This is a genomic window from Flavobacterium bizetiae (genome assembly GCF_024271895.1).
Taxonomy (GTDB): Bacteria; Bacteroidota; Bacteroidia; order Flavobacteriales; family Flavobacteriaceae; genus Flavobacterium; species Flavobacterium bizetiae.
Window position 1 is genome coordinate 423,295 of the sequence record NZ_CP091861.1, and the last position, 11,183, is coordinate 434,477.

General features: G+C 33.0%; 12 protein-coding genes. 5 read left to right on the forward strand and 7 right to left on the reverse strand.

Annotation, left to right across the window (positions count from 1 at the left end; genetic code table 11):
* The first annotated feature begins 10 nt into the window (after window positions 1-10).
* The 3 genes from L0669_RS02040 to L0669_RS02050 all read left to right on the forward strand — a co-directional run bounded on the left by L0669_RS02040 (window position 11) and on the right by L0669_RS02050 (window position 3,148).
* Window positions 11-1,396 (forward strand): SusD/RagB family nutrient-binding outer membrane lipoprotein, encoded by a 1,386-nt coding sequence (locus L0669_RS02040; RefSeq protein WP_263760932.1) that lies wholly within the window; start codon window positions 11-13, stop codon window positions 1,394-1,396.
* Window positions 1,397-1,570: 174 nt separating this feature from the next.
* On the forward strand, window positions 1,571-2,305 hold the full coding sequence (gene rlmB, locus L0669_RS02045) for a 23S rRNA (guanosine(2251)-2'-O)-methyltransferase RlmB (protein ID WP_263760934.1): 735 nt from the start codon (window positions 1,571-1,573) through the stop codon (window positions 2,303-2,305).
* A 42-nt stretch (window positions 2,306-2,347) separates the two neighbouring features.
* On the forward strand, window positions 2,348-3,148 hold the full coding sequence (locus L0669_RS02050; RefSeq protein WP_263760936.1) for a DUF2490 domain-containing protein: 801 nt from the start codon (window positions 2,348-2,350) through the stop codon (window positions 3,146-3,148).
* A gap of 4 nt (window positions 3,149-3,152) precedes the next feature.
* Here L0669_RS02050 and L0669_RS02055 read toward each other — a convergent pair whose 3' ends face one another.
* Window positions 3,153-3,659 (reverse strand): hypothetical protein, encoded by a 507-nt coding sequence (locus tag L0669_RS02055; RefSeq protein WP_263760938.1) that lies wholly within the window; start codon window positions 3,657-3,659, stop codon window positions 3,153-3,155.
* A gap of 64 nt (window positions 3,660-3,723) precedes the next feature.
* Window positions 3,724-4,488 carry a rhomboid family intramembrane serine protease gene (locus tag L0669_RS02060; protein ID WP_263760940.1) on the reverse strand — a complete coding sequence of 255 codons (765 nt, stop codon included), beginning with the start codon at window positions 4,486-4,488 and terminating at the stop codon, window positions 3,724-3,726.
* 151 nt (window positions 4,489-4,639) lie between these two features.
* Between L0669_RS02060 and L0669_RS02065 the strand changes: the two genes are divergently transcribed.
* The gene (locus L0669_RS02065) at window positions 4,640-5,917 is read left to right on the forward strand and encodes a replication-associated recombination protein A (RefSeq protein WP_263760942.1); all 1,278 of its coding nucleotides are present in this window, start codon (window positions 4,640-4,642) and stop codon (window positions 5,915-5,917) included.
* A gap of 15 nt (window positions 5,918-5,932) precedes the next feature.
* On the opposite strand, the gene L0669_RS02070 is transcribed toward L0669_RS02065, so the two are convergent.
* Genes L0669_RS02070 through radC form a run of 3 tightly spaced genes read right to left on the reverse strand, consistent with a single transcriptional unit; the run spans window position 5,933 to window position 8,052 of the window.
* The gene (locus L0669_RS02070) at window positions 5,933-6,670 is read right to left on the reverse strand and encodes a hypothetical protein (protein ID WP_263760944.1); all 738 of its coding nucleotides are present in this window, start codon (window positions 6,668-6,670) and stop codon (window positions 5,933-5,935) included.
* A gap of 2 nt (window positions 6,671-6,672) precedes the next feature.
* A complete protein-coding gene (locus L0669_RS02075) occupies window positions 6,673-7,359 on the reverse strand; it encodes a YjjG family noncanonical pyrimidine nucleotidase (protein ID WP_263760946.1) in 687 nt (228 codons plus the stop codon).
* 3 nt (window positions 7,360-7,362) lie between these two features.
* A complete protein-coding gene (gene radC, locus L0669_RS02080; RefSeq protein WP_263763897.1) occupies window positions 7,363-8,052 on the reverse strand; it encodes a RadC family protein in 690 nt (229 codons plus the stop codon).
* Between the two features lie 149 nt (window positions 8,053-8,201).
* On the opposite strand from radC, the gene L0669_RS02085 reads away from it, so the two are divergent.
* Entirely contained in the window at window positions 8,202-8,828 is a 627-nt protein-coding gene (locus L0669_RS02085; RefSeq protein ID WP_263760948.1) for a DUF1287 domain-containing protein, read from the forward strand.
* A gap of 114 nt (window positions 8,829-8,942) precedes the next feature.
* Here L0669_RS02085 and L0669_RS02090 read toward each other — a convergent pair whose 3' ends face one another.
* Both L0669_RS02090 and L0669_RS02095 read right to left on the reverse strand, forming a co-directional pair.
* Window positions 8,943-10,298 (reverse strand): UDP-N-acetylmuramate--L-alanine ligase, encoded by a 1,356-nt coding sequence (locus tag L0669_RS02090; RefSeq protein ID WP_263760950.1) that lies wholly within the window; start codon window positions 10,296-10,298, stop codon window positions 8,943-8,945.
* 65 nt (window positions 10,299-10,363) lie between these two features.
* A complete protein-coding gene (locus L0669_RS02095) occupies window positions 10,364-11,053 on the reverse strand; it encodes a tetratricopeptide repeat protein (protein ID WP_263760952.1) in 690 nt (229 codons plus the stop codon).
* Window positions 11,054-11,183: the final 130 nt, after the last annotated feature.

Genomic DNA, 11,183 nt, shown 5'->3' on the forward strand with positions numbered 1-11,183 from the left:
AGAGGATAAAATGGACGACATCAACAAAAACGTAAACGATCCACTAGATGTGCCAACTCGTTTTGCCATCACCGACGCTATGACAAGTACTGCATTTAGTAATACTGGTTCAGACATATCTTTCTACACTGGCGTATATGTAGAATTAAACGCAGGTGGTTTTGGTCAAATGTATAATGCAGAGACAAGAAATGGTGAGCCTAAAAACCAGACTACTTTTAACAACTCTTGGAACAGTATATATCAAACTATGTACAACCTAAAGTTGATCATAAATAAATGTACTACTGGTGAAGAAAAAGGTAATACTGCGACATTAGGTGCTGCACAAGTTCTATACGCATACAACTTAGCTTTGTTAACAGATATGTTTGGAGACGTTCCTTTCACTGAGGCTTTTCAACCTGGAGTAATTTTTACCCCTAAATTAGACCGTCAGGAAGACCTTTACAAAATTGTTTTCGCAACTCTTGAAGATGCGATCGTTAATTTAGGAAAAACATCAACTTACGCATCTTTAGGATCTCAGGATCTAATATACGGAGGAGATAATTCTAAATGGATAAAAGCAGCTAATGGTTTATTGGCTCGTTATACATTACGTCTTTCTTTTAAAAACCCTGATTATGCAAAAGTATTGACTTATGTAAGTAAGTCTTTTACAAGCAAAGCTGAAGAATTTAAAATGAAAAATGCAAATATTCCTAATCCTTATTTCCAATTTGATAATGATAGAGGTTATTTATTTGCTAGTAAAAGTTTACATGATAAATTAAGTGCAAGAACAAATGACCCACGTACTGATGGTTATTTTGAAAAAATTACATTGTCAGAGGCATCGCCTGCAACTTATGTGTTTTTTAATAATGGTGTTAGCCTTCAAAGTCAAAAATATTCATATTCAGCATTATTAAATGCAACCAATCCGATATTTATGTTAAGCTATCATGAACTATTGTTTATTAAGGCAGAAGCAGAAGCAAGAAACTCAGCGGCTGTTACAAGCACAGCTAGCTTGACTGCTGCTGTAAATGCTGCTTTCAACAAAGATGAAAAAATTAATTTTTCAACTACGGATGCTGCAACTTATGTTGCTGGATTAAACATTGTGACTAATGCTGATTTATTAAAAGAAATCGCTGTACAAAAATACTTCTCGTTTTACGAAAACGAATCAGCTGAAGCATTTAATGACTACAGACGTTGGTTAGCTATGTACGGTTCTGCAGCTGCAAATCCGATTCAATTGGCAAATCCATTGAATGCAACTCAATTCCCACTTAGATTACCTTATGGTGATTCTGATGTATCTGCAAATAGTAATGTGAAAGCAGCATTTGGAGATGGAAATTACGTTTATACAGAAAAAGTTTGGTGGGCTGGAGGTACTAGATAATAGTATTCTTTACATCTAAAAACAATTCAAAAAAAGGGCACTTATCTTACGATGAGTGCCCTTTTTATTTTTAAGGACTACAAAACCCTTCTGTCAAAATAGAAAACAAACACTTATGTCACTCTCTTTTCAGAGTGGTTTTTTTTTTGTAAACATTATCCCTATATTTGTCCCATGGAAAAAGAACATCAAATATTTGGAATTAGAGCCATTATAGAAGCAATTCAAGCAGGTAAAGAAGTCGATAAAGTATTTATACAAAAAGAGATTTCAGGAGAATTAATGAAAGATTTAATGAAAGTGATGAAACGCGCTAACATAAATTTCTCATATGTACCTGTGGAAAAATTAAACCGATTAACTCCAAACAATCACCAGGGAGCAGTTGCAACCATCTCTCCTATTGGTTTTATAGAACTGGAACATTTAGTAGAATCGACAATTGCATCTGGTTCAAAACCATTATTTTTAATATTAGATCAAATCTCTGATGCCCGAAATTTTGGAGCTATTATTAGAACAGCAGAATGTACAGGCGTGAACGGAATCATTGTACAAAAATCTGGTTCTGCCCCGGTAAATGGAGACACAGTTAAAACTTCTGCAGGAGCTGTATTTAATGTCCCTATCTGCAAAGTTGAACACATCAAAGATGCTATTTTTTATCTTCAGGGTTCAGGAATTAAAACTGTTGCTGCAACCGAAAAAACAGATCAAAATATCTATGACGTTACATTAAACGAGCCGCTAGCCATTATTATGGGATCTGAAGAAAGAGGGATAAATCCTTCTGTACTTAAAATCGTTGATGAAAAAGCAAAATTACCAATGTTTGGATCAATAGGATCTCTAAACGTTTCTGTAGCTTGTGGAGCATTTTTATACGAAACTGTTCGACAAAGAAGTTAAGTAGTATTGAGGAATTAGGTTGACAAATAAATATAATAATTGATGTCTTTAAACCCTACCCAAAACATATCAATAAAAAAAACCGGTTTAATACTTGTAATTATTTTGACTACAGGTATTAATTACGGTCAGACTACTTCATATAACCAATTTTGGAATGAAATTCAGTTCACCAGAACCATCAACGAAAAATGGTCGACTGAATTAAATCTAGGTGCTGTCTATAGCAGCACAGAATCTTCTTCTAATATTTTTCAGCAAAATATACAGCGTTCTGCACGCCTTTGGGGACATTACTATTTTTCTGCCCGTTGGAAATTCTCTACCTTTTTAGCTTATAATTATAATAAGGACGTTCCGGAAATTGGACAATTTAAATCTCCTGAGACGAGATTTGCGCTACAAGGAATTTACTATTTTCATAAAACGGGTTACACTTTAAGCACCAGAATGAGAATGGAATTGCGGCATATGCGAAATGAAGAAGGTGACTATGACAATGTTCTAAGATATCGCCAGCAAATAAAATACATCCTCCCAATAAACAGCAAAGTTCTAAGAGAAGGTGTTGTTTATGCAATAGCTTCAGATGAATTATTTTTTAAATCAGGAACAAAAGTAACAGGCTTAAGCTTCTTTGACAGAAACAGACTAAACATTGGCGCGGGATATTTATTTAGTGATGACATTCAGGCAGAAGTAACTTATGCAAATGAATACCTGCCAAGGGACAATGAGAATCAAATTGTAAATGCAGCATCATTGACGGTTACTTTTAATAATCTCTTTAGAAATCTAAGTAAAAAACTACATCATAAAAACGAATCTTCAACTGACGATTAAATTTTTACTTGTCTTTTTTTTTCAAAAAACAAGCGAGCTGTTTTACAATAGCATCTTTATGTAATTTAAAATCATAGCTGCGCACAAACTCTGTACCTTCCATATTAATTTCGGCGACGACAGCTTCAAACTTAGAAAAAGCTTCGATATCTTTTTGATCAATTAAATAAAGAACCTGCATCACTGAATCGTTATGTCGGTACTGAGTATCATAATGCGTTAATCTGTAGACATTTTTATCAGTAAGATGAATCACTAAATCATCCTTAATTTTTTTACCTTCTTTTTTAGGCGGAAATGGTGAAGGTTGCAGCGCAATAAAAAAATGCTCTTTATCTGTTACGATATTAATTTTTAATGATTTTGACTTTGTAGTATAAAAGTTAGTCGGATCAAAATAGTAAGTCATAGTACCATCTGCAAGTACCCTATTCTTTATATCGCATTGAGCATGCATATTTGAACTAATTAAGACTAATAAAAAAACAATGGTAAAGCTTATTTTTTTCATAACATCTTGATTGAAATTAGAATACAAACAAAAATAGTCATTAAATTAATTCAAATATTGCATTTTACATTTTATCCTCTGATTCTGTTTTGGTTACTGTATAATTAACCGAAACATTTGAATTATAGTAATTCCAAAAAAGTTCCGGTTCTTCCTCCGGAATCTCTGTATTTACGAAATTTCCATTTTCATCAAAATGTTTCATAAATGCATCTTCTTCAGGATTAAAGTCCGGTTTTTGCCATTCGTAAACAATAGGTTTTGCGTATTCAGGAGTTTTATAAAGTAACGACATTCCAAATCCGGTTATAAAACCAGCTAAATGCCCTTCCCAAGAAATTGTTTTATCGACATCAGGAAAAACATACCAAATCATTCCTCCGTATAGCAAAATTACGGATAACGAAAGTGCCACTAAACGGTAATAATGCGTTTGAATTCCTTTAAAAAATATAAAACTCACCAAAACATAAATTAGTCCACTGGCCCCTATATGATAGTTCTCTCGGCCAATAACCCAGGTTATTAAACCCGAGAATAAAATCCCAAAACCAATTACAGCAAATGATTGTTTGGGATAAAAAAATTGCATAGCCGCTAATAATACTAATAACGGAATAGAGTTATTATATAAATGGTCTAAATTTTCGTGAATAAAAGGGCTAAACAAAATACCTTGCAAACCTGAAAAGTCGCGAGGATAGATACCATGTTGATAAAAATCAAAATCGAAACGGATTTGCATCCAATAAACAATCCACAAAAAAAGAACAAAAAAAACAGGAAGACCTATCACGGCATTCGAAAATTTAAAGTGGTTATCATTCATCGTTTTTGGAAATAAAGTTATAAGGATGATATCAAAAAACTATCCAATTACAATTTACTGATAATTTGTCAGCTAACCACTTATGCCCTTTGTTACGATTTGTAACCCTTTAATACTATAAAATTAAAATTGAAAATAGTAATTTTACAAAATGGAAGCACCTTTAGCCGAGCGTATTCGCCCACAGCAATTAGAAGATTATATCAGTCAGAGTCATTTGGTTGGACCAAATGGTTCATTAACGCAACAAATTTCGAAAGGAATTATTCCGTCATTGATCTTTTGGGGACCTCCCGGAACAGGAAAAACAACTCTTGCACAAATTATTGCTCAGGAATCAAAACGCCCATTTTACATCTTAAGTGCTATAAATTCAGGGGTAAAAGACATTCGTGATGTAATTGAAAAAGCAAAGCAAAGTGGCGGATTATTTACAGCAAAAAATCCTATTTTATTTATTGATGAGATTCACCGATTTAGTAAATCACAACAAGATTCGCTTTTAGCTGCTGTCGAAAAAGGATGGATAACACTTATTGGTGCTACAACAGAGAATCCGAGTTTTGAAGTTATTCCTGCATTATTGTCACGTTGTCAAGTTTATATCTTAAATGCCTTTACCAAAGCAGATCTAGAAGCTTTATTGCATCGTGCAATGAAAACGGATACTTATCTGGCAACGAAAAACATTACATTAAAAGAAACAGAAGCTTTACTCCGACTTTCTGGCGGAGACGGAAGAAAGTTATTGAATATTTTTGAACTTGTAATCAATGCTTCATCAGGCGATGAAATTATTATTACAAACGATCGCGTTTTTGAATTGGTGCAACAAAATACTGTTTTGTATGACAAAAGTGGCGAACAGCATTATGATATTGTTTCGGCATTTATAAAATCAATTCGTGGCAGTGATCCCAACGGAGCCATTTATTGGCTGGCAAGAATGATTGAAGGCGGTGAAGATGTTAAGTTTATTGCCCGAAGAATGCTTATACTTTCTAGCGAAGATATTGGTAATGCAAACCCAACAGCTTTTATAATGGCGAACAATACTTTTCAAGCTGTAACAACTATTGGTTATCCTGAAAGTCGAATTATATTAAGTCAATGTGCCATTTATCTGGCAACTTCTCCTAAAAGTAATGCTTCGTATATGGCAATTGGTAATGCGCAACAATTGGTAAAGCAAACAGGAGATTTACCGGTTCCTATTCATTTAAGAAATGCTCCAACAAAACTTATGAAAGAATTAGGTTATGGCGATGATTATAAATATTCGCATGACTATGCTAATAATTTTGCGGAACAGGAATTTTTACCCGATGCTGTAAAGGAAACGGTTCTTTATAATCCAGGCAGCAACTCAAGAGAGAATAGCAACCGTGAATTTCTAAAGAACCGTTGGAAAGATAAATACGGTTACTAAAACCGTATTTTATTTTTAGAATTTTACTACCACTTTTTCAGATACTAATTGATCATTTTTATAGTACTCAAAAAACCATTGATTGTCTTTTGCGTTTAATGATCCCTGAATACCATCTTTTATAGCAATAAATGAATCCGGGCGAGATGTTTTTAACAACTTCATTACCACTTTTGGTGTTTTATCAATTAACTGATATCCGTTTTCTGTTGGTTGCGCGTACAATAAGTTAGGATCTGTCATATCTGCAACCGGAGCTGATACAGTTGCTGTCGCAGCTAATGTTTGAGCAGTTATAGGGGCTGAAGCAGCTACAGTATTAGCAGTTTTTCCGTTATACTTATAATTTAGTGCATTTATAGAAACAAATGCCAACTCAAGACTTTCTCTGTAGGCAGATTCATATTCTTTTTCTTTACTTCTTCCTACTTGTGATGTATAAATAACCTTACCATAGCAATCTCTAAATTCTAGATAAAGTTTAGTGATTAAAAATCCACTATCTCTTTTTACATCGACATATAAAAGATCACAACGATCAGCAAATCCTGCAGGAAGTTGTTCATTTGCATAAAAAGCCTGAAAACCAGCTTTAAGTAAATTTGCCTTAGTCATCGTTGACAGCCTGTACTGATTTTCTGTTTTAAGAAAATCATATTTTAAAGGCACAATAACTGCTTTGTAATCATTAACAGATTGTGAAAACCCAATAACTGAAGTAAGAAATGCTATCAAGAAAAATTTAATTCTCATAATTATAAATATTTTTTAAGTTCTAATAAATGATTTATTTGTTTAATATTATCCGGTGCTGCAATTTTTTTATCATTAAAAAAAATAGCATCCAGACCAGCGTTCAAAGCCCCATTGACATCAGCATCAAGGCAATCGCCAATCATTATACTATTTTGTTTTGATGCTTTAGCAACATTCACAGCATAATCAAAGATAATACTATTTGGCTTTTTTACACCTGCCAATTCAGAATTTGTTATAGTCTCGAAATAACCAGAAAGTAATGCATTATTAATCTTCTTGTCCTGAACATTAGCAAAACCATTAGTAATAATATGCAGTCTGTATTTTGGTCTTAAATATTCTAAAACTTCAATTGCGCCATCAAAGAGATGGTTATTATCCGTTAAAAACTCGATATAATCGTTTGCAATTTGGTCGATACTTTCATCAGAAATCTCAATATTCAGAGCATCAAAAGAAAACTTCAATCTATTGTATCGCAATTCTAAATGCGTAATTTTATCATTTTGATATAATTTCCAGCACTCCTGATTTATAGGAGCGTATTTTTCTATAAAATCCTGTATTTTAATCTCAGGAAATCTGCTCTTAAAAATTCGATCGAAAGCCATCTCTGAGTTCTTATCAAAGTCCCAAAGCGTATGATCTAAATCAAAAAAAACATCGGTAATATTTGTCTTCATGTGTTAAAAAATTCCTTCATCTACAAAACTATAATATTTTGTTTCAGTAATGATTATATGATCTAAAACTTTAACATCTAAGCTTTCTCCTGCCAATTTTATTTTTTGGGTAATATCCTTATCCGCTTTACTTGGCATTGTACTGCCTGAGGGGTGATTGTGGCACAATATCAAGCCAGTAGCCCTGTTTTCGAATGCTAACTTAAAAATAAGTCGCATATCTACAATGGTTCCCGTAATACCTCCTTTACTTAATTGCGTTTTAGAAATTACATTATTTGAATTATTAAGAAAAAGCACCCAAAATTCTTCATGGGCCAATTCGCCAATAATGGGCTGCATAATTTCAAAAGCCACTTTGCTAGAAGTTATCTTCGTTAATTCAACCTTTTCTTCTGCTCTCCTTCTTCTACCTAATTCTAGTGCCGCAATAATAGTAATAGCCTTCGCCTGCCCTATCCCTTTAAAATTCATTAGATCGTTAATAGACATTTTACCCAAAGAGTTTAAGCTATCTAAACTGGCCAAAATTCGCCGGCTCAATGCCACAGCAGATTCATTACGACTACCGGAACCAATTAAAATTGCTAATAATTCTGCATCACTTAAGGCTTGTTTTCCTTTTAGCATTAGTTTTTCTCGAGGCTTGTCATCTTCTGACCAATCTTTAATAGCAAAATGATTTGAATTCATAGTAGTTTTTGTCATTAATCGAAAAAATAAATCAGCTATTTTTACGAAAGGCGAATATATTAAAAAATAAGAAAAATCATTCATAAAATATATTCTATAATTTTAATCCTTACATTTAGATTCGCATAACACACCACTAAATTTGTCAGATGAAACCACTCTTTACTGCACTCGTTTTTTTATTACTTATATCTTGTAAACAACAACCAACAGATTCATCACAAAATATAAATGAACAAGAAGATGCGAAAACTTTTGAGCAAAAATTATCAAACGCCGCTTTATCTATAATTGACCCGACAATAGATTACGATCCTGCTTATTTCTCTATCGAATATCCCAACGGAGATGTACCAAAAAACAAAGGCGTTTGTACAGATGTGATTATTCGTTCGTACAGAAAATTAGGTATTGATTTACAAAAAGAAGTTCACGAAGATATGATCAAAAATTTTTCAGCATATCCTAATTTACAAAAATGGGGAATGACAAAAACCGATACTAATATTGATCATAGAAGAGTTCCTAACTTGGAAATCTTTTTTGAACGAAAAGGGGAAAAACTTCCTGTTACACAAAATCCAAAAGATTATAAAACAGGTGAAATTGTAACCTGGCTAATTAATAATAAATTACCCCATATTGGAATTGTAACCCGCAAAAAATCAAAAGACGGAAAAAGAAATCTCATCGTACACAATGTTGGCAACGGGCAAGTACTGCAAGATTGTTTATTTGAATATAAAATTGTGGGACATTACAGGTATTGGAAATAAAATTCCAACTTGAATTGTATATGATCTATAATTCCGAAAAGCAAATTCCAAAAAAAAATGCCAATTACAAAACTGCAATTGGCACATTATCTTATTATCAAATTGACTAATTATCTAATTAATCAACCCTTTTACTTCATCAAAGTTTAATCCTCCGTAATTTCCTGAACTCATCAATAATAAAGCAGAATTATCAAGATTTAAATTGAATAAATAATCTTTGAATTCTGCAGGATTAGTATAAATAATTAAATCTTTTCTATTAAAAGCTGTTGCTATTTGCTCGTAAGTTACTTCTTCTAATTGCTTAATTTTTACAGCATCCGGAGAATAGAAAACAACAGCAACATCAGCATACTCTAAAGCGCCTTCATATTCTTTTAAAAACTCAGCATTCAAACTGCTATAAGTGTGTAATTCTAAACAAGCAACCAAAGTTCTGTTTGGATATTGCTCTTTAACCGCTTTTGTCGTCGCGGCCACTTTACTTGGCGAATGTGCAAAATCCTTATAAGCTACTTTACCTTTTCCTTCTGCGATTTTTTCTAAACGCTTTGATGCACCTTTAAAACTCGCAATTGCTTCATAAAAATCAGCTTCATCTACGCCCATGTTTTGGCAAATCCATTTTGCTCCGGCAAGATTATTTAAATTATGCGCTCCAAAAACTTCAATTGGCATATCGCCCTCTGGAGTTTCTAACAAGGTTACACCATCATTTACACTATATTTTGGAGTAGCATAAGCCAGTTTACGAATTGGATTCGTTGCAGCTTCAGCAACACGCTTAACTTCTGAATCCTCTTCGTTATAAACTAAGATTCCGCCATTGGTAATTTTGGCAATAAAAATTTCGAACTGCTCTACATAATTCTCATAGGTTGGAAATACATTAATATGATCCCAGGCAATTCCAGAAATTAATGCAATATTAGGTTGGTACAAATGAAATTTTGGGCGTCTGTCTATAGGAGATGATAAATACTCATCACCTTCCAGAACCATAAAATCATTTTCTTCGGTAAGGTGCACCATCGTATCAAAACCTTCAAGCTGTGCTCCTACCATATAGTCAACTTCGATATTGTGATAATGCATTACATGCAAAATCATAGAAGTAATAGTTGTTTTTCCGTGCGAACCTCCAATTACAACGCGAGTTTTATTTTTAGATTGCTCGTATAAAAATTCAGGATATGAATAAATTTTCAAACCTAATTCCTGCGCTTTTAGCAATTCAGGATTGTTTGCTTTTGCATGCATTCCAAGAATTATTGCATCAATATCAGCCGTAATTTTCTCAGGAAACCAACCTAACTCAGCAGGTAAAATTCCTTTTTTTTCTAATCTTGATTTTGATGGTTCAAAAATAGCATCATCACTACCTGTAACCTGATATCCTTTATTATGCAATGCTAATGCTAAATTGTGCATAGCGCTCCCGCCTATCGCGATGAAATGTGTTTTCATTATAAATTCCAATTTTTAAATTCCAAATTCCAATCTTATCATTAAAATTTGGTTATGAGATTTGATTATTGTGTGTCAAATTTTCGTTTTAATTCCTGTGCCTTTTTAGGGTCTTTTAATTTATTCAAATATAAATTATATAATTTTTGAAATGTGACTTTTGATTTACCAATTTCATTTGCCTTCATATAATTTTTTTCTGCCAATGTATATCTCTTAAAATATTCTTCGATTCTCCCTCTTGACAGATAACCATCTACCGGAGAAAATTGTGCTAATTCATTCGAATACCCAATTGCTTTAGATTCGCTTCCGCCCAAAATACCTGGTAATTGCAAATATATTTCAATCAAAGCCCATCTTGCCTGCACGTGTTTCGGATTCAGAACAATTGCTTTTTCAAAGGCTTGTTTCATATCGTCTACCATCGTAAAAGCTTTTATTTTATTTACTTCTGTAGCTCTCATCGCCAGACAACCTCCATATTTAAAATAATAATCAGCTTCTGCGGGTTTAAGTTCTTTGAGTTTTTTAAAATATTCAGCACCTTTTACCCATGCTTTTTGATGTGCTGCAATTTCTCCCAAATACTCCATTGTTTTTATATCCAAAGGTTTGCTTTTTAAAACACCTTCAAAAATAACTTGTGCTTCGTCGTATTTTTTAGATTGAAATAGCTTCTCGCCTTTTTCAAAATTAGATTGTGACCAAATACAAATTGGCACAAATAAAAAAAAGAGGAGCAGCTTTTTCATGTTTCAAAAATAGGGAAATATAAAACGTAACATTTGGTTTTAGAGATAAATTAGTAATTTGTACGAAATTTATTTTACCCGCATCCCAACCTTTATCAAAAAACTGTTCTCTATATTCTAAAACTTACTT

Coding starts and splice junctions, on each gene's coding strand:
- L0669_RS02040 (WP_263760932.1), top strand. CDS start 11: ATGGACGACATCAACAAAAACGTAAACGATCCACTAGATGTGCCAACT.
- rlmB (WP_263760934.1), top strand. CDS start 1,571: ATGGAAAAAGAACATCAAATATTTGGAATTAGAGCCATTATAGAAGCA.
- L0669_RS02050 (WP_263760936.1), top strand. CDS start 2,348: ATGTCTTTAAACCCTACCCAAAACATATCAATAAAAAAAACCGGTTTA.
- L0669_RS02055 (WP_263760938.1), bottom strand. CDS start 3,659: ATGAAAAAAATAAGCTTTACCATTGTTTTTTTATTAGTCTTAATTAGT.
- L0669_RS02060 (WP_263760940.1), bottom strand. CDS start 4,488: ATGAATGATAACCACTTTAAATTTTCGAATGCCGTGATAGGTCTTCCT.
- L0669_RS02065 (WP_263760942.1), top strand. CDS start 4,640: ATGGAAGCACCTTTAGCCGAGCGTATTCGCCCACAGCAATTAGAAGAT.
- L0669_RS02070 (WP_263760944.1), bottom strand. CDS start 6,670: ATGAGAATTAAATTTTTCTTGATAGCATTTCTTACTTCAGTTATTGGG.
- L0669_RS02075 (WP_263760946.1), bottom strand. CDS start 7,359: ATGAAGACAAATATTACCGATGTTTTTTTTGATTTAGATCATACGCTT.
- radC (WP_263763897.1), bottom strand. CDS start 8,052: ATGAATTCAAATCATTTTGCTATTAAAGATTGGTCAGAAGATGACAAG.
- L0669_RS02085 (WP_263760948.1), top strand. CDS start 8,202: ATGAAACCACTCTTTACTGCACTCGTTTTTTTATTACTTATATCTTGT.
- L0669_RS02090 (WP_263760950.1), bottom strand. CDS start 10,298: ATGAAAACACATTTCATCGCGATAGGCGGGAGCGCTATGCACAATTTA.
- L0669_RS02095 (WP_263760952.1), bottom strand. CDS start 11,053: ATGAAAAAGCTGCTCCTCTTTTTTTTATTTGTGCCAATTTGTATTTGG.